Raw genomic sequence first — 23,073 nt, 5'->3', positions numbered from 1 at the left:
ACCCCACCCCACACCGCATATTCCCCAGCGATGACCACCGCCGTCGCGCGTATCCTGTCCGGCGCCACCGCCCTCTCCCCCGAGCAATGGGACGCCTGTGCGGGCACGGCCAATCCCTTCACATCCCACGCCTTCCTCACCGCACTGGAGGACTCGCACAGTGTCGGTGGCCGCTCCGGCTGGACGCCCGCCCCGATCGTCATCGACGGCCCCGATGGCCAGCCCGCCGCCATCGCGCCCGCCTATCTAAAGGCGCATAGCCAGGGCGAATATGTGTTCGACCAAGGCTGGGCCGATGCCTGGGAGCGGGCCGGGGGGCGCTACTATCCCAAGCTCCAGATCGCCTCGCCCTTCTCGCCCGTTCCCGGCCCCCGGCTGCTGCTGCGCGATCCCGCGCTCGCCCCGGCGCTGATCGGCGCGATCGAGGCGGTGACCGACCAGAACGAGCTGTCCTCCGCGCACGTTACCTTCGTCACGCCCGACCAGCTGCCGCATTTCGAGGCGGCGGGCTGGCTGATCCGCGAGGGCGTACAGTTCCACTGGCGCAACGACGGTTACGCCTGTTTCGACGATTTCCTGGATGCGCTCGCCAGCCGCAAGCGCAAGGCGATCCGCAAGGAACGCGCCGCCGCCGTCGAGGGGCTGACCATCCGCCATTTGAACGGTGCGGAGATTCAGCCCCATCATTGGGACGCCTTCTGGACCTTTTATCAGGACACGGGCAGCCGCAAATGGGGTCGCCCCTATCTCACCCGTGCCGCCTTCGACCGGATCGGCGAGCGGCTGGGCGACAAGGTGCTGCTGATCCTGGCCGAGCGCGACGGCGTACCGATCGCGGGGGCGCTCAACCTGATCGGCGCGGACACGCTCTATGGCCGCTATTGGGGCGCGACCGAGGAGGTGCCCTTCCTCCATTTCGAGCTCTGCTATTACCAAGCGATCGACGCCGCCATTGCGCGGCGGTTATCGACCGTGGAAGCGGGCGCACAGGGCGAGCACAAGCTGGCGCGCGGTTATGTCCCCGTGCCGACCTGGTCGGCGCATTACATCCCCCACCCCGCTTTCCGCCGCGCGGTCGCCGAATTCGTGGAACGCGAGCGTCACGCGATCGAAGCGGAAAGCGAGTATCTGGGCGAGCTTACCCCCTTCCGCCGGGGGTAGGCCTTATTTGTCGTCCTGATCCGCCGTGGCGCTGCGCCGGGCGGGGGCGCGCTTGTCCTCTTCGGGCAGCGGGCGGCTGAGCAGCTCATAGGCCGCCGGGTCGATGATCGGGCGACGATCATCGATGCGGTAGAGCACATCGCGCCCGGACCGCCAGATCGGCGTCAGCCCACGCGTCAGGCTCTCGTCATAGCGCGGCGGATGGACCAGCCAGACATAATCAAAGGCATCACGCGGCAGCAGCTTCAGCGCGGTGTCGATCGGCCGCCACCATTGCCCGCGACAGCGGATCTGGGTCACGATCTCCGACGGGTCATGCGCGAAACGCTTGGCGGGGGCATAGCGCACGGTCAGCAGCTGTCCACCCGCCATCGACCATTGGTCGTTCGCATAGGCCAGCTTGCGCTCCAGCGCGAGGCCGGCGACATGCTCCAGCCGGCTCGACGGCCAGACATCGGCGCAATATTGGCGGCCGACAAAGGTCAGTAGGCGCGCGCGCGGCGGGACATGATCGAGCGCGGTCAGCACCCGGTCATAGTCATTGCTGTACATCACATAGCTGACCGTGGTCGCCCCGATCCGCACGACGAAGAATAGCAGGCCGACCACCGCCAGCGTCGACGCACCACGCAGCGACAGGCCGCGCCGGGGCCTGAGCGCGATCAGCGCGATGGCCAGGACATACGGCGCGAGGCGCATATCGGCATAGGCCGAGCCGAAGACGACTCGGGGCAGCAGCAGGTAGACGACGAAGAGGAACGCCGCCGACAGGACCAGATTGCGCGAATATTCGACCCGCTCGTCGCGCACGCCCTTGAGCAGGACGAGGAACAGCACCGTGACCGAGGCGAGGTCGAACGCCATCCAGCGATCGCGCAGCACCATCGTGACCCAGTTGATCTTCCACCGCCAGTTGAACCAGTCGGTGGTCTTGCCGGTCACGTCCGCGCCCGACCGCCACAGCACCATCAGCACCATGGGCAGCGCCAGCGGGATACAGCCGATCCCGGCATGGAAGGCCGACTGGGCCCAGCCCCGGACGCCCTGGGCTCCCTTGGCCCGCCGGATGTCATGCTGGCGGATCAGCTCGGCCGAGAAGGCCAGCACGCCCAGCACGCCCCAGCCGAAGGTATGCGCGACCCACAACACGCAGGACAGCGGCACGAAGATCGCGGCGCGCAGGCGCACCGCACCCAGCCGCCCCATGCGCAGCCACAGGCCGAACAGGTTCAGCGCCAGCGCCATCGCCAGCGCGAAATTCACGAAGCCGAACTGGAAGGGATAGCTATAGGCGAGCGGCAGCGCGAACAGCGCGGTCGCGGGGATACGCCCCTGAACCTCGCGCGCGATCCAGAGCAGGCCGGTGACGGTCAGCACCGGAATCGCGATCACGATCAGCTTGACCGCGAGTTCGAGCCCGAAGATCGGCGCCAGCGGCTCGATCAGCAGGTCGATGCCCAGATTGCCGATCATCTGCCATTCGAAACGATACCAGGTCGCCAGCCAGGGCTGGTTCGCATAGTCCAGCTGGACGCGGTAGCGCCCCATATGCCCCGGCAGGTCGACCAGCGGCGGCACGGTCGGCCAGAGCAGCGGCAGGGCCGCGAGCAGCGCCATCGCCACCACGAACCACCGCGTCTGCCACCAGTTGAGCTTTCCCCCATTCATGCCGGTCGGCCTAGCGGATGGAGGGGGCGTCCGACAAGCATCGGCCGCGTCGAACGCGATAGACCGCCGAATCTCCCTCGGCCCAGACCGGCACCAGATCGGCGGCGCGGGCCCGCCCGCGTGGGAAACCGATCGTCCACACGGCGTCGAAGGCGCAGCGGTCGAACTCGCGGATCGCCTGGTCGAAATCGGTCGCCCCGCCTTCCGATCCCGGCGCGAAGACCAGGCCCGACGGGTCGCGGTCATAGGGGGCGGCGCGAGACACGCGCGGGCGGATCAGATGCTGGCCGGGCATGACCCAGGGCGTGTTGGTGAACACGCCCGCCCGCGCGATGGCGAGCCCCGCGACATGCCAGCGGCGCGGCGCATCCCAACGCTCCTCGCCCGCGACATTGGTCAGGACCAGCACCGCGCCGCCCTTCGGTAACGCCGGGATGGCGCGCCAGTCCCTCTCCTGCCCCTGCGCCAACTGCGCGAAGGCCAGTGTCGTGCCGACCAGCCGCGCCACGAAGAATCCCGTCGCCGCCAGCGCCAGACCGCCGCCCGAACCCGCCGGGATCACCCGCACCGACAACAGCCCCAGCATGAAGGCGGGGGCCAGCATCCGCATGTCGAGATAGGCACCGCCCTGAACGATATAGGGCAGCACCATGAAGATGACGAAGCCCAGCGCGGCGGGCACGCCCAGCACCGGCCGGACCGCCAGCCGCCGCGAGCGGATCGCGGCATAGCCGAACAGGATCAGGATGATCAGCGCGGCGACGTCCCAGGCAATCCACCGCTCCTGCAACAGGGTCAGTATCCAGCGCGTCTTGTACCACCAGATCCAGCGCCCGGTCTCGCCCGCCACTTGGTCGCCACCGCCGCGCAGCATCCACAGCGCAGGCAGCGTCATCGGCAGGACCATCAGCCCCGCCTGCACGGCGGCCGTCCACCAGCGCCGCCCCAGCTCGACCAGCCGCCCGGCCTCCATCGCAAAGACAAAGGCGAGCAGCATCGCCCAGCCGAGCGCATGGCACAGCCAGACGACCGGCGCGATCACCGCGAAGATCGCCAGCCGCCAGATCGGCGGCCGGGTCCGCGCCAGTCGCAGCCAAAGCGCCATGCTCAGCAGCACCAGCGCTTGGGCCAGACAGAAATTGACGAAGCCCATCTGGAACGCCTGGGCATAGGCCAGCGGAAAGGCGAGCATCGTGCCGGGCTGCACCTGCCCATGCGCCGCGCGGGCCAGCGCGATCATCCCCGCCACGGTCAGCGGCGGGATGATCAGCACCGCGATCTTGGCGGCGGGTTCGATCCCGATGCCCAGCGCATGGAGCGCCAGGACGATAGCCTCGACCCCCAGATTGCCGACCGCCGCCCAGTGCACGTCGTAATGCCGCGCCAGCGGCCCCCGCCCGGCTTCGGCCAGAATGCGGTAGCTGCCGATATGGTCGCCCATGTCGCTGAGCGGCGGGACGGCGGGCCAGAGCAGCGGCACCGCCGACAGGATCACGCACAGCCACAAAAAGGGGCGGGACTGCCACCACAGCCCCGCCCCTTCGTGCGTCGTCCCGTCCTGTCGGCGATCCATGCGCATGGCTCCTGTCAGGACGGGCACGTCGGATCAAATCTGGTCGCGACGTCCCAGCAAGCGCAGGCGCAGCGCGTTCAGCTTGATGAAGCCCGCCGCGTCGCGCTGGTCATAGGCGCCCTGATCGTCCTCGAAGGTGACGACCTTTTCCGAATACAGGCTGTAGGGCGACTTGCGGCCGGTCACGATCGCCTGGCCCTTGTACAGCTTCAGGCGGACGGTGCCGGTCACCTTTTCCTGGCTGTAGTTGACGGCGGCCTGCAGCATCTCGCGCTCCGGCGAGAACCAGAAGCCGTTATAGACCAGCTCGGCATAGCGCGGCGCCAGTTCGTCCTTCAGGTGCGCGGCACCCCGGTCGAGCGTGATCTGTTCGATGCCACGATGCGCCAGCGCATAGATGGTGCCGCCCGGCGTCTCGTACATGCCGCGGCTCTTCATGCCGACGAAGCGGTTCTCGACCAGGTCGAGGCGGCCGATGCCGTGCTTGCGACCCAGCTCGTTCAGCTTGGTCAGCAGCGTCGCGGGCGAGCACGCCTCGCCGTTCAGCGCAACGCCGTCGCCACGCTCGAAGTCGATGGTGATCGTCTCAGGGAGATCGGGCGCGTCTTCCGGGTTGACGGTGCGCGAATAGACGTAATCGGGGACCTCATCCCACGGATCCTCCAGCACCTTGCCCTCGGACGAGGTGTGCAACAGGTTCGCGTCGGTCGAGAAGGGCGCTTCACCGCGCTTGTCCTTCGACACCGGGATCTGGTGCGCCTCGGCAAACTCGATCAGCTTGGTGCGGCTGGTCAGGTCCCATTCGCGCCACGGCGCGATGACCTTGATGTCGGGGTTCAGCGCGTAATAGCCCAGCTCGAAGCGGACCTGGTCGTTGCCCTTGCCGGTCGCGCCGTGGCTGACCGCGTCGGCGTTGACCATCTTGGCGATCTCGATCTGGCGCTTGGCGATCAGCGGCCGCGCGATTGAGGTGCCGAGCAGGTACAGCCCCTCGTACAGCGCGTTGGCGCGCATCATCGGGAACACGTAGTCCTTGACGAACTCCTCGCGCAGATCGTCGATGAAGATGTGTTCGGGCTTTACGCCCGCCATCTCGGCCTTCTTGCGCGCGGGCTCCAGCTCTTCGCCCTGGCCCAGATCGGCGGTGAAGGTCACGACCTCGCAGCCATAATGCTGCTGCAGCCACTTGAGGATGACGCTGGTGTCGAGGCCGCCCGAATAGGCGAGGACGACGCGCTTGATATCTTCGCTCATGGCAAAGTCCTTCAAGGAAATGGGATGGATTTGCCTCGCGCCCTATGCGCTGTCGCGGTCCCACGCAACCTTCGGTTGGTTCGTTCATTGCGGCGACAGCCAAAGGCCGTCAGGAGCGGCCGTGATGTCCCGTTCTGGAGTCTCGTGCATGACCCGTTTCCTCCTCGCCGGCCTGATCGCCGCCACGCTGACCGTCCCCGCCCTGGCGCAGCAGGACACCCGCGCCTCGGCCGCCGCCAAATTCTCGCGTGAGTTCAAGGCGCGCGACACCAATCACGACGGCGTGCTGACCAAGGCCGAGGTCAAGGCCGCGATCATGAAGATGGGCAATGGCAAGAAACAGATCGATGCCGTCCATGCCCAGCGGCTGACCGACCTGTGGTTCGACAAGGCCGATGCCAACAAGGACGGCAAGGTGACCGAGGCCGAGGCGCAGGCGCTGCTGTCGCGCACCTTCGACGAATATGAAGCGGCCAAGGCGGCACAGGCCAAGGCCGCCGGTCCGGTGGCCGGGCCCAAGGGACGGTAAAGCCCCTTCCTCCTCGCGCACAAAAAAGGCCCGGTGCGTTGCCGCACCGGGCTTAGGTCGTCCGCAGGAGGAACGTCGTGGGGTGCGGGGGTTCTGTCGCCCCCGCGCCCGATCAGTTGTAGGCGCGCTCGCCGTGCTCGCCGAGGTCGAGGCCTTCCTGCTCGACTTCCTTCGAGACCCGCAGGCCGGTCAGGGCCTTGGCGACGAACATGGCGATGACGGTGCCGATGGTGGCCCAGACGATGGTTGTGGCAACCGCCTCGACCTGCACCAGCAGCTTGGGGCCAATGGCGTAATCGGCCGCACCCGGACCGCCCAGCGAGGGCGAATAGACCACCGCGGTGCCGATCGCGCCGATCATGCCGCCGATGCCATGGACACCAAAGGCGTCGAGCGCATCGTCATAGCCGAGCTTGGGCTTCAGGACCGACACGGCGTAGAAGCAGACCACGCTGGCGATGGCACCGAGCACGATCGCGCCGAACGGACCCGAATTGCCCGCCGCCGGGGTTACCGCGACCAGCCCTGCGACGATGCCCGAGCAGAAGCCCAGCGCCGAGCCCTTATGACCCGCAACCCGCTCGACCAGCATCCAGGCTAGGCCACCGGCGGCCGTCGCGACGAAGGTGTTGATCATCGCCAGACCCGCCGAGCCATTGGCCTCCAGCGCCGAGCCCGCATTGAACCCGAACCAGCCGACCCACAACAGGCCGGTGCCGACACCGGTCAGCGTCAGCGAGTGAGGGGGCATCGGCGTGGTCGGATACCCCATGCGCTTGCCCAGGATCAGTGCGGCGACCAGCGCCGAGACACCGGCGTTGATGTGCACCACGGTGCCTCCCGCAAAGTCGAGCGCGCCCGCCTTGAAGAACAGGCCCGACGACGCCCAGACCATGTGCGCGATCGGCAGGTAGACGATGGTCAGCCACACGGCGACGAATGCCATCACGGCCGAGAACTTCATCCGCTCGACCACCGAGCCCAGCACCAGCGCGGCGGTGATCGCGGCGAAGGTCATCTGGAAACAGATAAAGACATATTCGGGGATTTCGACGCCGGCGGTGAAGGTCGCCGCCTGGCTGGCGGGCGTGACGGCCTTCAGGAACGCCTTGCCAAGCCCCGACACGAAGTTGGAGGCGAAGCCGGGCACATCGGGGCCGAAGGCGACGCTATAGCCGTACATCACCCAGATCAGCATCGCGAGGCAGGCCGCCGCGCCGATCTGGGTCATGGTGGACAGCATGTTCTTCGCGCGGGTGAGGCCGCCATAGAACAGCGCCAGGCCCGGCAGGATCATCATCATGACCAACACGGTCGAGGTGAGCATCCATGCGGTGTCGCCCTTGTTCACGGTCGCGGCCGGGGCGGCGGTGGCCGCCGCTTGCGCCCAGGCGGGCATCGCGGCGAAGAGCGACAGGCCCAGGCCCGCTGCGCCGGTCGCCAATTTGGTGACATGCTTCATCGAAATCCCCCTCTCAGAGCGCTGCGTCGTCGGTTTCGCCGGTGCGGATACGCACGGCCTGGCCGACATCGAGCATGAAGATCTTGCCGTCGCCGATCGCGCCGGTATTGGCGGCGGCCTGGATCGATTCGACGACACGGTCGGCGATCTCGGACGCGCAGACGACCTCGATCTTGATCTTGGGCACCATGTTGGTGCTGTATTCGGCACCGCGATAGATTTCGGTCTGGCCCTTCTGCCGTCCGAAACCCTTCACCTCGGTCACCGTCATGCCCGCCACGCCCAAAGTGGTGAGCGCCTCGCGCACCTCGTCGAGCTTGAACGGCTTGATGATAGCAATGATCAGCTTCACCTACGCCCCCTTTGCGTTACCCGAGCAAAGGTATCGCAAGGGGTGTGCCAATTTACGTTTTTGTGACTTTCCAAGCGTAGGATGGTGCAGTGCGGGATGCCCGGCCTGCTCAACTGCATCAAATTTTAGGCATTCGATCAAGGATGCCCAAATTTTGGGCATCCCGCGTTCCTCCCCTGCAAGGGGAGGTGGCGCGCGCAGTGCGACGGAGGGGTGTACCGGTAGGAGGGGAAACCCGCCGTCGCGACCGGATACACCCCTCCACCAGCTTCGCTGGTCCCCCTCCCCTTGCAGGGGAGGAATTTTTGGGATTACGCCGCCAGCGCGGTTCCGCCGACGGTCAGTCCTTCGACCAGCAGAGTCGGCTGGCCCACGCCTGCGGGCACGCTCTGCCCGCCCTTGCCGCAGACTCCGACGCCCTCGTCCAGCGCGAAGTCGTTGCCGATGCCCTTCACCCGCGTCAGCACGCTGGGGCCGTCGCCGATCAGCGTCGCACCCTTGATCGGCGCACCCAGCTTGCCGTTCTCGATCCGGTACGCCTCGGTGCAGGAGAAGACGAACTTGCCGGACACGATGTCGACCTGCCCGCCGCCGAACGACTTGGCGAAGATGCCGTTCTTGACGCGCGACAGCAGCTCGGCGGGATCGTCCTGCCCGCCCTTCATGAAGGTGTTGGTCATGCGTGGCATCGGCGCATGGGCAAAGCTCTCGCGGCGGCCATTTCCGGTCGGCGCGACGCCCATCAGCCGCGCGTTGAGCCGATCCTGCATATAGCCCTTGAGGATACCGTCTTCGATCAGCACGACCTCGCGCGTCGGCGTGCCCTCGTCGTCGATCGACAGCGAACCGCGCCGGTCGGCAAGGCTGCCGTCATCGACCACCGTGACGCCGGGTGCCGCGACCCGCTCGCCGATGCGCCCCGAAAAGGCCGAGGTGCCCTTGCGATTGAAGTCGCCCTCCAGCCCGTGCCCGATCGCCTCGTGCAGCAGCACGCCCGGCCAGCCCGGCCCGAGCAGCACGGTCATCTCGCCCGCCGGGGCCGCAACCGAGTCGAGATTGACCAAGGCCTGGTTCAGCGCGACGTCGATGCCCCGCTCCCAGATCTCGCGCGCGACCAGCCGGTCGTAGAGGTAACGCCCACCGATCCCGAAGCTGCCCGTCTCGCGCCGCCCATTCTGCTCGACCACCACCGAGATGTTGAGCCGCACCAGCGGTCGCACATCGGTGGCGACGAAGCCGTCGGCGCGGACGATCTCGACCACGCTCCAGCTGCCCGACAGGCCGACCGACACCTGCACCACGCGCGGGTCGCGCGCGCGGGCAGCGGCGTCGATCGTCTGGCAGAGCGAGACCTTCTCGGCGAAGGGGATCAGGTCGAGGGGGTCGGTCGCGGTGTAGAGGTGCCGGTTGGTCCCCTGCGGCGGGGGCGCGGCGACGCCCTTGGCGGGGTCGATCAGCGCCATGGTCTGCGCGGCACGCTGGATCGCGGCCTCGGAGAGTTCGTTGGCATGGGCGAAGGCGGTCATCTCGCCTGACACCGCGCGCAGGCCGAAGCCGGAATGGGTATCGTAGCTGGCCGTCTTCAACCGCCCGTCGTCGAAGCCGAACGCTTCGGACCGCTTATACTGCAGATACAGCTCGCCATCATCGGCGCGGGACAAGGCGTTGGCGGTAAGCCGCAGCGCGGCGTCGGGGTCCAGCGTGTCGCGGTAGAGGAGCGAACGGGGGTCGGTGGCGGTCATCTTGGCGATATAGGGCATCCCTCACCGCTTTAAAACTGTAGCGCCTCGCCACGTCTTCTCCCCTCCCGCAGGCGGGAGGGGTCGGGGGAGGGCATGGAGTCTCACCGAGACCAGCGTCTGCGGCAAAACCCTCCCCCATCCCAGTTTCAGGTAAACGATGCCCCGCATCGTTTAGGTCATGCCGGGGGCATGACCGACCTGAAACTCGTTTACGGGAGGGGAGCGGCTAGGGGCGAGAGTGGCCCATACCCAACCGCCGTTCAGCCTGAGCGAAGTCGAAGGCCAAGGAAATCCCCCGCCTCACTCCGCCATCGCCTCCGCCGCCAGCGCCTCCGCCTCGATCAACAGATCGTCATCCGCACTTCCGGTCGCGACCTTCTCGCGCCCGATCAGCACCAGCACCGGCACCGCCAGAGGACTCACCCGCTCCAGATCGACATGCAGCATCGTGCCGCCCGCCCGGTCGAGCAGGTTAGCCAGCCGCCCGACATCGGTCATCCGCGCCCGCGCATCGTCCCATGCCGCCTGGAGCAGCAGATGCCCCGGCTCGTACTTGCGCAGCACGTCGTAGATCAGGTCGGTCGAAAAGGTCACTTGTCGCCCGGTCTTGCGCTTGCCGGGATGCTGGCGCTCGACCAGCCCGCCGATCACCGCCACCTCACGGAACGCGCGTTTCAGAAGGTGCGATTGCTGCACCCAGTCGACGAACTCGTTTTCGAGGATGTCGGGCGAGAAGAGGCTGGCCGGATCGGTCACCTTCTCCAGCCCGTAACAGGCCAGCGCATAGTCGCTGGCGACGAAGCCCAGCGGCTTGAGCCCTTGCACCTCCATTCGACGCGTGATCAGCATCCCCAGCGACTGGTGGGCGTTCCACCCCTCGAAGCTGTAGGCGACCATGTAATGCCGCCCCTCGCGCGGGAAGGTCTCGACCAGCAGCTGGCCGGGGCGGGGCAGGACCGAGCGGCGGTCCTGCATTTCCAGCCAGTCGTGCACGTCCGGGGGGAAGCGGTCCCATGCCGTCCGGTCGGCCAGGAACTCGCGCACCCTGTCGGCGAGGCTGGTCGACAGCGGCATCCGGCTGCCGCCATAGGTCGGGATGCGCGCAGGGCGGGAGGTGGCGCGGACGATCAAATCCTCGCCGTCGATCGACTCGACCTCCAGGCTTAGCCCGGCGAAGAAGAAGGTGTCGCCGGGGGCCAGCGTCGCGGCGAATCCCTCCTCGACCCGGCCCAGCTGGCGGCCGTTGCGGAAGCGGACCTTCAGCATCGTCGCTTCGACGATGATCCCGGCGTTCAGGCGATGCTGCGCCACGAACTGCGGATGGGTGACGCGCCACAGGCCATCGGGCTGCTGCACCAGCCGCTTGAACTTGTCATAGGCACGCAGCGAATAGCCGCCGTCCGCGATGAAATTGAGCACCCGGTCGAAGGTCGCGTCGTCCAGCGCCGAATAGGGCATGGCCGAGCGGATTTCGTCCAGCAGCGCGTCCTGCTCGAACGGCGCGGCGCACGCACAGGCCATGACATGCTGCGCCAGCACGTCGAGCGCACCGGGGCGGAAGACGTCGGGGTCCAGCTCGCCCGCCTCCACCGCGTCGAGCGCGGCGCGCGCCTCCAGATATTCAAAGCGGTTGCCGGGGACCAGGATCGCACGGCTCGATTCGTCCAGCCGGTGATTGGCGCGGCCGATCCGTTGCAAAAGCCGCGACGAGCCCTTGGGCGCGCCCATCTGGATCACGCAATCGACATCGCCCCAGTCGACGCCGAGGTCCAGGCTGGCGGTCGCGACCAGCGCGCGAAGCTGGCCGTCCGCCATCGCGCCCTCGACCTTTTGCCGCGCTTCCAGCGACAGCGAGCCGTGATGGACGCCGATCGGCAGGCTCTTGTCATTGGCTTTCCACAAATCCTGGAAGATCAGTTCGGCCAGGCTGCGGGTGTTGCAGAAGACGATGGTGGTCCGGTTCGCCTCGATCACGCGCATGACCTGCGCGGCGGCATAGCGGCCCGAATGGCCCGCCCAGGGGACGCGGTCCTCGGGTAGCAGGATCGAGATATTCGGCGGCGCGCCGGGTTCGCCGGTGACGAGGCCGACCGCATCGATATCGCCATCGGGGGCCAGCCAGGCGCGATAGCCGTCCGGGTCCGCCACCGTCGCCGACAGCGCGACGCGCCTTAGGTCAGGAGACAGCCGCTGCAATCGTGCCATGCACAGGGACAAGAGGTCACCGCGCTTGCCGGTGGCGAAGGCATGGACCTCATCGACCACGATGGTCTTCAACCCGGCGAACATCGTCGCGGCATCCGGGTAGCTGAGCAGCAACGACAGCGATTCCGGCGTGGTCAGCAATATCTGCGGCGGCTTCACGCGCTGCCGCGCCTTCTTGTCCGAAGACGTGTCGCCGGTTCGCGTTTCGACGCGGATGTCCAGGCCCATCTCCTCGATCGGCGTGACTAGGTTGCGGCGGATGTCGACTGCCAGCGCTTTCAGTGGCGAGACATAGAGCGTGTGCAGCCCCTCGCTCGGGGCTTCGATCAGCTCGGTCAGGGTCGGCAGGAACCCCGCCAGCGTCTTGCCCGCGCCCGTCGTCGCGACCAGCAGCGCGTGGCGGCCTGCGCGGGCTTCCTCCAGCATGGCCAGCTGATGGGTGCGTGGCGACCAGCCCTTGGCGGCGAACCAGTCGGTCAGGGCGGGGGGAAGGGAACCGGGGGGCATCCCAAAGGATATAGGTATCATGGTCAAGCTCGGCGACTGGATACAGCCCCATAAACACGGGATTTACGTGGCCTCCGCCGATGTCTGGGTCGATCCGTCCGAACCCGAGCCACGCGCGCTGGTGACGCACGGCCATGCCGACCATGCGCGCGGCGGGCACGGCACGGTCTGGGCGACGCCCGATACGCTGGCGATCATGGAAGCGCGCTACGGCCCGCAGAACGGTGTCGGCGTCGGCTATGGCGAGACGATCCGGCTGGGCGAGGTGGACGTCAGCTTCGTGCCCGCGGGCCATGTGCTGGGATCGGCGCAGATCGTGCTCGACTATCGGGGCGAGCGGGTGGTGGTGTCGGGCGATTACAAGCGCCGCGCCGACCCGACCTGTACGCCGTTCGAGCCGGTGAAATGCGACGTGTTCGTTACCGAGGCGACCTTCGCGCTGCCCGTCTTCCGCCATCCCGAGACGGGCGACGAGATCGACAAGCTGATCGCGCGGCTGCACGCCAATCCGACGCGCTGCGTGCTGGTCGGGGCCTATGCGTTGGGCAAGGCGCAGCGGGTGATCGCCGAACTGCGCGTGCGCGGGCATGAGGCGCCCATCTATCTGCACGGCGCTTTGGCGCGGCTATGCTCGCTGTATCAGGAACTGGGCGTCGATCTGGGCGAACTGCGCATGGTGGCGGACACCCCCAAGGCGGAGATGGCGGGCCATGTCGTGATGTGCCCGCCGGGTGCGCTCAACGATCGCTGGTCGCGGCGGCTGCCCGACCCGATCACCGCGATGGCCAGCGGCTGGATGCGGGTGCGCCAGCGCGCGCGGCAGAAGAATGTCGAGCTGCCGCTGATCCTGTCCGATCACGCCGATTGGGACGAGCTGACCCAGACCCTGACCGAGATCGCCCCGCGCGAGGTGTGGGTGACACATGGGCGCGAGGAGGCGTTGGTCCACTGGTGCGAGACCCGGCAGATGAAGGCGCGAGCCCTGGCGCTGGTGGGGTTCGAGGATGAGGATGATTGAGCGGCCTTAGGCCATAGCCAAGGGCCGCGCCGGTTCCGCCACCGCCGACCCCGGCACCGCGAACACCCCTTTTTTCGCCAGCTGCTCGCCCGGCCGAACCTTCGCGGTCTCCATCGCCAGCCAAGGCGCCAGCAACAGCCCCAGCGTCACCGGCGACAACCAGGCCCCCAACATGGGGTTGAGGAACGATACCCCCAGCAGCAGCACACCTACGGCCCAATGCCAGTAATAGCGCGGCATCGCGTCCGCCGCGGCCAGACCGTCGCGCACCCGGCTCTGCGGGTTCCAGCCGGACGGCTTGCCGCGCACGATGTTGATCAGGTCGATCGTCTGGGTCAGCGCGATCACCGGCGCGGTCAGGATCGACAGCGGCACGTCGAGCGCCACCGAGGACAGGATGCCGCGCACCCCGCCATAGCTTGCCCGGCGGTCGCGGTCGGCCATCGCCCAGATCATGCTGAGGATCTTCGGCCCGAACAGCAGCACCAGTGTCACCGCCAGCACCCGCACCGAGGTGACGGCATGGACCGTCGCGGCATCGTCGGACAGGCTCTGCGCGATCGAGGTGGCGATCAGGACCAGCCAGGCGGGCGACATCAGATAGGCCGACGCGCCGATCAGCAGCTGCATCCGGCTGGTCGGGTGGAAACCGCTGGCACCCAGCAGTTTCAGATGCTGGATATTGCCCTGCGCCCAGCGCCGGTCGCGCACTGCCTGGTCGATCAGGGTGGGCGGAAACTCCTCGAAACTGTCCTCAACCATCAGCATGTGCAGCCGCCAGCCGCGCCGCCGGAGCAGTGCCGCCTCGACCATGTCATGGCTCATGATCGTGCCGCCGAAGGGCGGGCTTCCGGGCAAATCGGGCAAGCCGCAGCTTTCCGCAAAGGCGCGGATACGGATCAGCGCGTTGTGCCCCCAGAAGGTCGATTCTGACCCCGACCACCAGACCAGCCCGGCGGTCGAGATCGGCCCATAGAAGCGGCTGGCGAACTGCATCCAGCGCTGGAAGAAGGTCGTCGCGCCGATGATCATCGGCACCGTTTGCAACAGCGCAATCGAGGGACGCTGCTCCATGATCTGCGCCATGCCGACGATCGTGTCGCCGCCCATCAGGCTGTCGGCGTCGAGCATCAGCATGAAGTCGTACGCGCCGCCATGGTTGCGGACCCATTCGGCGACATTGCCCGGCTTGCGCCCGATATTCTCGGTCCGGCGGCGATAATAGAGCGGCACGCGCAACCGGGGGGCCAGCCGTTCCCAGGCAGCACGCTCCTCGGCCTCGGCGGCTGGCCCCGAATCGGACAGGACGAAAAAGGCGAAGCGGTCGGCGGCTCCGGCACGGTCGATCATCGTCGCCATGCGCGCGATCCGGTCATACACCGCATCGACGTCCTCATTATGCACCGGCACCAGCACGGCCGTCCGGGCGGAGGGCGGGGTGCTGCCGCGCGGCGCGGGCGTGATGCCCGGATGCGCGCCCGAGATCAGCAGGATGAAGCCGATCGCCGCCGACACGAAGCCGAACGAAATCCAGGCGAAGAGCGGGAAGAACAACAGGAGCAGCATCCCGTCGAGCAGGCTGAACCCGTCGCTGAGCAGCGCCTCCTTGACCGAAGCCGAGGCAGCGGTCGCCAGCAATCCGGTCAGCAGGATCAGCAGCAATCGCCGGGTCAGGATGTCGTCGGGCGACAGGTTGACGCCGGGGCGGGGTTCGGGCGCGTTGTGCGGCGGGGGCGGGCCGTCGAAGCGCTGCACCGGCATGTCGAGCGGCGCGGGATCGGGCATGATCGGCGGCATCACGCCGTGCCGCCCACTCATGGCAGGAACACCGGCATGAGCACCGTCTCGGTCAGTGCCGTGTCACCGCGCTTCAGGAACAGGCGGACGTCCGCCGGTCCCTGACCCTCGGGCGCGATATCGGCGGTGACGCGCCAGCGATTGGCCTGCCCCACCACCGGATAGGCGGCCTGGGTCAGCAGCTTGCCGCGCGAGACCCCGATCTCGGCGGTCACGCCGCTCTGCCGGTCGAGCCCGGCGAGTACCGGGCCGATAAAATCGACGACCACCTTGCGTGCGCCGGGCGTCGGCTCGGCACCGGGGCGTCCAGCGGCACCGGTCCAGCTGTCGACCGCATGGGCGGCGGCGGGCACGATGGTCGGGTCGGTCGATCCCCAGCTCAACCGGTAATCGAACTGCTGCTTCTGCCCGGCCTTGGGCGCATCGGCGGGGTTCCAGAAGGCGACAATATTGTCGACCGTCTCGGAGTTGGTCGGGAAGGCATAGAGCATCACCTGGCCCCGACCCCAATCGCCCTGCGGCTGCACCCACAGATTCGCGCGGCGGTCGTAAAAGGCACCGTCATCCTGATAATGGTCGAACGCCTGGTCACGCTGGAGCAGGCCGAAGCCGCGCGGATTGGTGTCGGCGAAGCTGTCGAGCGTGGGACGCGGCGGATTGACCAGCGGTCGCCACAGCCGCTCGCCAGCACCCGTCAGCAGCGCCAGGCCGTCGGAATCGTGAATCTCGGGCCGCCAGTCGCTGCCGCCCGCACGGTTGCCCTCGCCATACCAGAACATGCTGGTCGCGGGAGCGATGCCCAGCCGTTCGACATCGCGGCGGAAGAACAGGACGGCAGAAATGCGTTGCTCCACCCCGTCCGCGTCCTTGGCCGACTCGATGCGGTAGGCACCGGTGACGCTCGGTCCGTCGAGCAGGGCATAAACGGTATAGCTTTGCGCCCCCGTCCGCTCGATCCAGAAGTCGGTGAAGGCGGGAAATTCCTCGCGTCCGTCGATGCCGGTGTCGATGGCGATGCCGCGCGCCGACAGGCCATACTGGTCCTGCGCACCTGCCGTGCGGAAATAGGAGGCGCCCTGAAAGGCCAGCCAGTCGCTCTTCCCGTCCGCCGTCATCGCCCGGAAACCGGCGATGCCCAGCGGTGGCGCATGACCCGCCTCGGCGGTGAAGAGCGAGGGCGAGAAGGGGACAGTGCGAGCGGTGCCGCCCTCGACGATATGGATGCCGACCGGGTTGGGGGCGTAGCGGCCGAGCGGGAACAGGCGGATGCCGCCCGCCAGCGTCTGGTCGTCGCGGTAACGGATGGTGCCGACCGCGTCATAGTCGATCGCGGCGGCGGCCTCGACCTTGGCTTGCGGGCGATAGGGCCGTCGCGCGAGCGACTCGGCGCGTGATTGCAGGGTGTCCCAGGAAAAGGGCTCGGGCTTGCCCAGCTTGACGCCAGCGGGCGCGGCCTGGGCGGCGGCGCGAACGGCGATGGCGGGCGCAAGGCCCAAGGCGGCAAAGGCCGCGACCAGTTCTCGACGATTGGCGTGCATCAGCACCTCTCATGGCGGACAAGCCCGGACAGCGCTTCGCATGTTCGGGCTGTTGTGCAACGCAACATGCGGTGATCGGTTGCGACAGCGCCTTCAGTTGCCAAAAATGGTATATTATAATGGACGAGGGCCCATTTTTATGATATTCCATCAATCAGATCGCGAGGGGGGCCTTGAATGATCCTATGGCGCGGCGGCGTTTCCTGTCCGCTGCGTGACTGATTTTCACTCACCGGATGACGGGAGCGGCGATGTGTCGCGCGTTCGTCAAGAAGAGCCCGTAGGGGCACCGTGCGGAGCATGGTGCCGCCATGAGCGCCGCCCCGACCCGATTACGAGACTGTTTACCCCAGCCTGTCCCGCTCGGCTTTGGCCGGGCGGGGCTTTTTTAGGTATCGGGTACGGCGCTCAAGCGGGGTCAAACGCCGCTTTGCCGCATTGGTTCCGCTGTTTTTTCAGGCCTCGGCCAATAATTTTCCCGCTTCGGCCCCCGCCCAGTCGAAGCCGCCGGTCACGCGCCACAGTTCATGACCGGTCTTGTCGAACAGGATCGTGGTCGGCAGGTTGGCGTGATAATGGGTGCTCAATCCGATCTTCGGATCGAGATAGACGGGGAGTGCGTCGAGCTTCTTGCCCGCCAGGAAGGGCGCGACCTTCGACCCGTCCAGGTCCTGGCTGACCGCGATCACCGCGACCTTGCCCTTCAGCCGGCCGGCGGTGGCGGCCAGCGTCGGCATCTCGGCGATGCACGGCCCGCACCAGGTTGCCCAGAGGTTGACCAGCACCGGCTTGCCCCGGAAATCGGCCAGCGTCGCGGGCTTGCCGTCCAGCGTGGTGAAGCCCAGCGTCGGCGCGGCCTCGCCCTTGTGGCTGCGGTCGACCGCTCCGGCGGGCTTGGGGGCTTGCGGCGTGGAGGAAGCGACCTCGCCCCCCGTGACTTCGCCGCTCGAAACTTCTTGCGCCGTGGTGTTGGCGACTTGCTCCGGCGCGGGGCTTTGCTTATCGCACCCGGCGACCATCAGCCCCAGGAGACAGGCGATCACGGTACGCGACGACATGGGCGGCTCCAACGCAATGTGGGGCGGGCGCTTCGCAGAAGGTCCCGCCGCGGTGATGCGCGAGATAAACGCGTCCATCCCCTTCGACAAGCGATTGTGGAAACAGGACATCGCCGGGTCGAAAGCGCATGTCGCGATGCTGGGCAAACAGGGCATCGTGTCGGCCGAGGACGCTGCGACGATTTCCGCCGGGCTGGACCGGGTCGCCGAGGATTACGCCGCGAACGGTGTTCCTGAGGACCTGACCCTCGAAGACATCCATATGCAGACCGAGGCGAAGCTGGCCCAGCTGATCGGCCCGGTCGCGGGCCGTCTGCACACCGCGCGGTCGCGCAACGATCAGGTGGCGACCGATTTCCGCCTGTGGGTGCGCGATGCGATCGATGAGACGCTGGCGGCGCTCGGCGCTTTGCGGAACGCGCTGCTGACGCGGGCGGAAGAACATGCCGACAGCGTGATGCCGGGCTTCACACACCTGCAATCCGCGCAGCCGGTGACGCTGGGCCATCACCTGATGGCCTATCACGAGATGATCGTGCGCGACGCCAGCCGCTTCGTCGCGGCGCGCGCGCGGATGAACCAGTGTCCGCTGGGCTCGGCGGCGCTGGCGGGGACGGGCTTCCCGGTCGACCGGCATATGACGGCGCAGGCGCTGGGCTTCGACGAGCCGACGCGCAACTCGCTCGACGCGGTCAGCGACCGGGACTTCGCCATCGACTATCTGCAGGCGGCGACCAACTGCTCGCTGCACCTGTCGCGGCTGGCCGAGGAGTTCGTGCTCTGGGCGTCGCAGCCCTTCGGCTTCGTCGCGCTGTCCGACCAATGGTCGACCGGCAGCTCGATCATGCCGCAGAAGCGCAACCCCGACGCGGCCGAGCTGGTGCGCGGCCATGCCGGGCGGATCATGGGTTGCATGACCAGCCTGATGGTCACGATGAAGGGCCTGCCGCTCGCCTATTCCAAGGACATGCAGGACGACAAGCCGCCGGTGTTCGAGGCGCACGACCTGCTGGCGCTGTCGATCGCGGCGATGACCGGCATGGTCGAGAGCGCGACGTTCCGGACGGAGCGGATGCGCGGCGTCGCGGAGGCGGGTTTCTCGACCGCGACCGACCTGGCCGACTGGCTGGTCCGCGTCGGCGGCATTCCCTTCCGCGAGGCGCATCACATTACGGGGCGCGCGGTGAAGCTCGCCGAGGAGAAGGGCGTGATGCTGCACCAGCTGTCGATCGAGGACCTCAAGGGCATCGACGCGCGGATCGATGAGCGCATCTATGACGTGCTGTCGGTTGATGCCTCGGTCGCCAGCCGGGTTAGCTTCGGCGGCACCGCGCCCGCCAATGTCCGCGCCGCGATCGCGACCGCACGGGGCCTCAGGGCATGAAGCCCGCGCTCGCCCTGCTGGTCACGCTGGCGCTGACCGGCTGTGGCGCGGCCAACCGGCTGCAACCGGCCAAGGGCGAGAGCCTGCCGGTCGCGCCGCGCGGCGCCACCGCGACCCCGACGCCGCAGCAATTGCTGACGGCCACCCCCCAACAACGCCCGCAGCGTTCCGACGAACTGATGACCCAGTCGCAGGATCGGCGTTCGGACGAATTCGATTTGCCCCCCCGCTGATGGACCATTTTCACTTTTCGAACGGCGAACTCCATGTGGAGGACGTGCCCGTATCCCGGATCGCCGCCGAAGTCGGCACGCCGGTCTATATCTACTCGGCCTCGACCTTCCGCCGTCATGCGCAGGTGTTCCGCGAGGGGCTGAGCGCCCTGCCGCGCGTGCACCTCGCCTATGCGATCAAGGCGAACCCGAACCTCGCCGTGCTGCGCGTGTTGGCCGATGAGGGTTACGGCGCGGACGTCGTCTCGGTTGGCGAGATGCGTCGTGCGCTGGCGGCGGGCATGAAGGCGGAGGACATCGTCTTCTCGGGCGTTGGCAAGACGCGGGCCGAGCTGGTCGCCGCACTGGAAGCCGGGATCGGCCAGTTCAACCTGGAGCTGGAGGAAGAGGGCGCGGTCCTTGCCGAACTGGCGCATGAGCGCGGGCTGGTCGCCCCCGCCACGCTGCGCGTGAACCCGGACGTCGATGCGGGCACGCACGCGAAGATCTCCACGGGCCGCAAGGAGAACAAGTTCGGCGTGCCGATCGACCAGGCGCTGGGCATGTTCGACCGTCTGGCGGGCCTGCCCGGCATCGACCTGAAGGGCGTCGCCTGCCACATCGGCAGCCAGCTGGGCGACCTCGCCCCGCTGGAGGCCGCCTATAAGCGCGTCGGCGAGCTGGTCGCCGAGCTGCGCGGGGCGGGGCACCGCATCACCCGCGTCGACCTAGGCGGTGGTCTGGGCGTGCCCTACAAGCCGGGCGACGTGATGCCCGCACCCGCCGCTTATGGCGAGATGGTCGCGCGCGTGACGAAGGACTGGGATGTCGAGCTGATGTTCGAGCCCGGCCGGGTGATCGCGGGCAATGCCGGGGTTCTCGCGACCGAGGTGGTCTGGGTGAAGCCCGGCGTCGCCAATCCGTATGTTATTGTCGATGCGGCGATGAACGACCTGATGCGGCCTGCGCTGTATGACGCGCATCATGACTTCGTCGCGGTTCGCCCGACCGGCGAGACGATGATGGCGAATATCGCAGGCCCGGTGTGCGAGACGGGCGATACCTTCGGCATGAACCGCGAGATCGACGCGGTGAAGTCGGGCGACCTCGCCGTGTTCCGCACGGCGGGTGCCTATGGCGCGACCATGGCGTCGACCTATAATAGCCGCCCGCTGGTGCCCGAGGTCATGGTCGAGGGGGACCGCTTCGCCGTCGTCGCCGACCGCATCGCCGCCGAGACGATCATTGCCGCCGAGCGTGTGCCGGAGTGGCTGAAGAAGTGATGCCAGCGCCTGCGGCCTTCCTCCCCGGTAAGGGGAGGTGGCAGGCCGTCAGGCCTGACGGAGGGGTGTCACCCCTCTCGATAGCAGGACACCCCTCCACCAGCTTCGCTGGTCTCCCTCCCCTTACAGGGGAGGAATAGGTGAGTCTCAACAGCCTGCCGCTGTTCGTCCGGCTGAATGGTCGCCCGGTCATTCTGGTCGGCGAGGGCGAACCCGCCGAGGCCAAGCGGCGACTGCTCGACCGTGCCGGGGCGCTGGTCGTCGGCGAGGACGCGCAGGCCGCGCTCGCCATCGTCGCGATCGAGGATGAGGCCGAAGCGCAAGCCGCCATCGCGCGGTTGAAGGCGCGCGGCGTGCTGGTCAACGCGGTCGACCGTCCGGCAGCGTGCGACTTCACCCTGCCCGCCATCGTCGAGCGGGGGCCGGTGATCGTCGCGATCGGCACCGGCGGCGTGTCGGCGGGGCTGGCGGCGGCGCTGCGCCAGCGGCTGGAGACGTTGCTCCCGGCCGGATTGGGTACGCTGGCCGAGGGGCTTTATGCCGCCCGAAGCGCCCTGCGCGCCCGCTTTCCCGATGGGGCGGAGCGGCGGCGGGCGATCGGTGCAGCGCTGTCGCCGGGCGGCGCACTCGATCCGCTGGCGGAACAGACCGATGTCGATGGCTGGCTGTCGCAGGCCGCCCGCCCGGCGGCAAAGGTCGAGGCGTTCGTCCTCACCTCGACCGACCCGGACGACCTGACCCTGCGCCAGGCGCGGGCGCTCGCCGCCGCCGACCGGGTCTATCACCGCGCCGATGTGCCGCCCGCCATTCTCGACCGCGCCCGCGCCGATGCGGTGCGGATCGCCTGCGACGCGCTTCCGGCGGAACCGGGCGAGGGGCAGATCGTCGACCTCGCCATGGACGTTTCCGCATGACCGGCTTTGCCTATCGCATCGATCAGGGCCATGCCGCCCCCATCCCGATCCGCGAGGCGGTGGAGGCCAAGGCGCGGCTGGTCTGGGTGCATCTGGAAACCAATGACGCGGTGGCGCAGCGCTGGCTGCGCGATTCGGCGCATCTGGCGGATTATGTCATCGACTCGCTGACCGCGACCGAGACGCGGCCGCGCTGCGAGGCGGTGGGCGAGGGGGCGTTCCTGAACCTGCGCGGGCGGAGCAGCGAGCCGCTGGACGGGTCGGACATGCTCGCCTCGGTCCGCATCTGGGCGGTGAAGGGCAAGGTCTATTCGGTCACCCGCCGCCCGTTGGTGGCGGTCGACACGGTGCGCAAGGAGGTGGAGGAGGGCCGGGTCGCCGATCCGGGCGACCTGATCACCGCCTTCGCCACCGCGATCACCAGCGATATGGACCCGGATGTCGCCAATCTGGGCGACGAACTTGACGGATGCGAGGAGCAGCTGGACGAACACCGCGTCTTCCAGCTGCGCCGCACGGTCAGCCGGGTGCGCGTCGCCGCAATCGGCTATCGCCGCTTCCTCAATCCGCAGCGGGCGGCGCTGGAAAAGCTGGCGGCGCTGCCCGGAGACTGGCTGGCCGATGACGACCGGCTGCACCTGTCCGCCGCCGCCGACCGGGCGGCGCGCATGGCCGAGGAGCTGGAATCGATCCGCGAACGCGCCGCGCTGATCCACGAAACGCTCAGCGACATGCGCGCCGAGCAGATCGACAATCGCGCGCTGCTCATCTCGATCGTCGCGATGGTGTTCCTGCCGCTGACCTTCATCACCGGGCTGTACGGGATGAACGTCAAGAACCTGCCCTATGCCGAGGAGCCCTGGGCGTTCGACGCGATCCTGGGATCGTGCGCCGCCATCGCGGCGGGGATCGTCATCTATTTCGTCCAGCGCCACTGGTTCCGGCGGTAAGGGGCGGGCCGGGGCCGACGGTCCCCTCGCGCGGAACGGAGCCGCCCCTTATACCGCCTTCTTCTTGTTCATCTGGCGCACGGTTTCCCATGCCTCGGCGATGTCAGCGATGCTGGCGGCGACGTCGCGGAAGACCTGCGGATTCTGGTCGAGCGAACCCTCGACGATCTGCCGCCGCGCGCCCGTGTAAAGCTTGGCGAAGGTGATCGATATGTCGCCGCCATTCTCGAAATCGAGCCCGGCCTCCAGCGCGAACAGGATCGCGGTGGCGCGCGTTACCCGCTCGCTCTTACGCGCGAGCTGGCCATGTTCGGTCGCCCAGGCGGCCGAGCGGAGCGACGAGATGAGTTCCTCGTACAGAAGCTGGACCAGTTCGGGCCCGTCCGCGGTCGCGGTGCGACCGACGACGTCGATCTGGCGATAGGTGGCCGCAGGGTCAGCGAGCAGTCCGGTTGCGTAACCCATA

The 23,073-nt window shown here is 67.8% G+C and carries 19 protein-coding genes; 8 read left to right on the top strand and 11 right to left on the bottom strand.

What is annotated here, in order from left to right; all coding sequences use genetic code 11:
• The first annotated feature begins 30 nt into the window (after nucleotides 1-30).
• On the top strand, nucleotides 31-1,161 hold the full coding sequence (locus SB4_RS05580) for a GNAT family N-acetyltransferase (protein ID WP_082669994.1): 1,131 nt from the start codon (nucleotides 31-33) through the stop codon (nucleotides 1,159-1,161).
• 3 nt (nucleotides 1,162-1,164) lie between these two features.
• Here the strand turns inward: SB4_RS05580 and SB4_RS05575 are convergent, their stop codons facing one another.
• The 3 genes from SB4_RS05575 to SB4_RS05565 are packed head-to-tail and all read right to left on the bottom strand — an operon-like array spanning nucleotide 1,165 to nucleotide 5,656.
• The gene (locus tag SB4_RS05575) at nucleotides 1,165-2,829 is read right to left on the bottom strand and encodes a hypothetical protein (RefSeq protein ID WP_058751762.1); all 1,665 of its coding nucleotides are present in this window, start codon (nucleotides 2,827-2,829) and stop codon (nucleotides 1,165-1,167) included.
• Nucleotides 2,830-2,839: 10 nt separating this feature from the next.
• Nucleotides 2,840-4,402, bottom strand: a complete 1,563-nt coding sequence (locus SB4_RS05570) for a hypothetical protein (RefSeq protein ID WP_153006082.1) — start codon at nucleotides 4,400-4,402, stop codon at nucleotides 2,840-2,842.
• Between the two features lie 33 nt (nucleotides 4,403-4,435).
• Complete coding sequence (locus SB4_RS05565) at nucleotides 4,436-5,656, bottom strand: argininosuccinate synthase (protein ID WP_058751760.1); 1,221 nt, start codon at nucleotides 5,654-5,656, stop codon at nucleotides 4,436-4,438.
• Nucleotides 5,657-5,804: 148 nt separating this feature from the next.
• Between SB4_RS05565 and SB4_RS05560 the strand changes: the two genes are divergently transcribed.
• On the top strand, nucleotides 5,805-6,185 hold the full coding sequence (locus SB4_RS05560; protein WP_058717837.1) for an EF-hand domain-containing protein: 381 nt from the start codon (nucleotides 5,805-5,807) through the stop codon (nucleotides 6,183-6,185).
• Nucleotides 6,186-6,297: 112 nt separating this feature from the next.
• Here the strand turns inward: SB4_RS05560 and SB4_RS05555 are convergent, their stop codons facing one another.
• The 4 genes from SB4_RS05555 to SB4_RS05540 all read right to left on the bottom strand — a co-directional run bounded on the left by SB4_RS05555 (nucleotide 6,298) and on the right by SB4_RS05540 (nucleotide 12,453).
• Nucleotides 6,298-7,647, bottom strand: coding sequence for an ammonium transporter (locus SB4_RS05555; protein WP_058751759.1), 1,350 nt, complete (start codon nucleotides 7,645-7,647; stop codon nucleotides 6,298-6,300).
• A 13-nt stretch (nucleotides 7,648-7,660) separates the two neighbouring features.
• On the bottom strand, nucleotides 7,661-7,999 hold the full coding sequence (locus SB4_RS05550) for a P-II family nitrogen regulator (RefSeq protein WP_058717839.1): 339 nt from the start codon (nucleotides 7,997-7,999) through the stop codon (nucleotides 7,661-7,663).
• A 311-nt stretch (nucleotides 8,000-8,310) separates the two neighbouring features.
• Nucleotides 8,311-9,759: a metalloprotease TldD gene (tldD, locus tag SB4_RS05545; RefSeq protein ID WP_420893877.1), complete on the bottom strand. Its 1,449-nt coding sequence runs from the start codon at nucleotides 9,757-9,759 to the stop codon at nucleotides 8,311-8,313.
• A gap of 282 nt (nucleotides 9,760-10,041) precedes the next feature.
• Nucleotides 10,042-12,453, bottom strand: a complete 2,412-nt coding sequence (locus SB4_RS05540; RefSeq protein WP_193753743.1) for a ligase-associated DNA damage response DEXH box helicase — start codon at nucleotides 12,451-12,453, stop codon at nucleotides 10,042-10,044.
• A 19-nt stretch (nucleotides 12,454-12,472) separates the two neighbouring features.
• On the opposite strand from SB4_RS05540, the gene SB4_RS05535 reads away from it, so the two are divergent.
• On the top strand, nucleotides 12,473-13,471 hold the full coding sequence (locus tag SB4_RS05535) for a ligase-associated DNA damage response exonuclease (protein WP_058751758.1): 999 nt from the start codon (nucleotides 12,473-12,475) through the stop codon (nucleotides 13,469-13,471).
• Between the two features lie 6 nt (nucleotides 13,472-13,477).
• On the opposite strand, the gene mdoH is transcribed toward SB4_RS05535, so the two are convergent.
• The 3 genes from mdoH to SB4_RS05520 all read right to left on the bottom strand — a co-directional run bounded on the left by mdoH (nucleotide 13,478) and on the right by SB4_RS05520 (nucleotide 17,864).
• Entirely contained in the window at nucleotides 13,478-15,268 is a 1,791-nt protein-coding gene (mdoH, locus tag SB4_RS05530; RefSeq protein ID WP_058751757.1) for a glucans biosynthesis glucosyltransferase MdoH, read from the bottom strand.
• A 17-nt stretch (nucleotides 15,269-15,285) separates the two neighbouring features.
• On the bottom strand, nucleotides 15,286-16,806 hold the full coding sequence (locus tag SB4_RS05525) for an OpgD/OpgG family glucan biosynthesis protein (protein WP_058751756.1): 1,521 nt from the start codon (nucleotides 16,804-16,806) through the stop codon (nucleotides 15,286-15,288).
• A gap of 455 nt (nucleotides 16,807-17,261) precedes the next feature.
• A complete protein-coding gene (locus SB4_RS05520; RefSeq protein ID WP_058751755.1) occupies nucleotides 17,262-17,864 on the bottom strand; it encodes a TlpA family protein disulfide reductase in 603 nt (200 codons plus the stop codon).
• A gap of 16 nt (nucleotides 17,865-17,880) precedes the next feature.
• On the opposite strand from SB4_RS05520, the gene argH reads away from it, so the two are divergent.
• The 5 genes from argH (at nucleotide 17,881) to SB4_RS05495 (ending at nucleotide 22,607) form a co-directional block, all read left to right on the top strand.
• The gene (gene argH, locus SB4_RS05515) at nucleotides 17,881-19,248 is read left to right on the top strand and encodes an argininosuccinate lyase (RefSeq protein ID WP_058751754.1); all 1,368 of its coding nucleotides are present in this window, start codon (nucleotides 17,881-17,883) and stop codon (nucleotides 19,246-19,248) included.
• Nucleotides 19,245-19,481 (top strand): hypothetical protein, encoded by a 237-nt coding sequence (locus SB4_RS05510; RefSeq protein ID WP_058751753.1) that lies wholly within the window; start codon nucleotides 19,245-19,247, stop codon nucleotides 19,479-19,481. Before argH ends, SB4_RS05510 begins: the two co-directional genes overlap by 4 nt.
• Entirely contained in the window at nucleotides 19,481-20,743 is a 1,263-nt protein-coding gene (gene lysA / locus SB4_RS05505) for a diaminopimelate decarboxylase (protein WP_058751752.1), read from the top strand. The genes SB4_RS05510 and lysA overlap by 1 nt, the downstream gene beginning before the upstream one ends.
• 140 nt (nucleotides 20,744-20,883) lie before the next feature.
• Nucleotides 20,884-21,657: a precorrin-2 dehydrogenase/sirohydrochlorin ferrochelatase family protein gene (locus SB4_RS05500; RefSeq protein ID WP_058751751.1), complete on the top strand. Its 774-nt coding sequence runs from the start codon at nucleotides 20,884-20,886 to the stop codon at nucleotides 21,655-21,657.
• On the top strand, nucleotides 21,654-22,607 hold the full coding sequence (locus tag SB4_RS05495) for a zinc transporter ZntB (RefSeq protein ID WP_058717959.1): 954 nt from the start codon (nucleotides 21,654-21,656) through the stop codon (nucleotides 22,605-22,607). The genes SB4_RS05500 and SB4_RS05495 overlap by 4 nt, the downstream gene beginning before the upstream one ends.
• Nucleotides 22,608-22,655: 48 nt before the next feature.
• On the opposite strand, the gene SB4_RS05490 is transcribed toward SB4_RS05495, so the two are convergent.
• Nucleotides 22,656-23,072 carry a flagellar export chaperone FliS gene (locus tag SB4_RS05490; RefSeq protein ID WP_058717960.1) on the bottom strand — a complete coding sequence of 139 codons (417 nt, stop codon included), beginning with the start codon at nucleotides 23,070-23,072 and terminating at the stop codon, nucleotides 22,656-22,658.
• Between the last annotated feature and the right edge of the window lies 1 nt (nucleotide 23,073).

The organism is Sphingomonas sanguinis (assembly GCF_001476905.1).
GTDB classification, from domain to species: domain Bacteria; phylum Pseudomonadota; class Alphaproteobacteria; order Sphingomonadales; family Sphingomonadaceae; genus Sphingomonas; species Sphingomonas sanguinis_B.
This window is presented reverse-complemented; position numbering and strand designations above follow the sequence as displayed.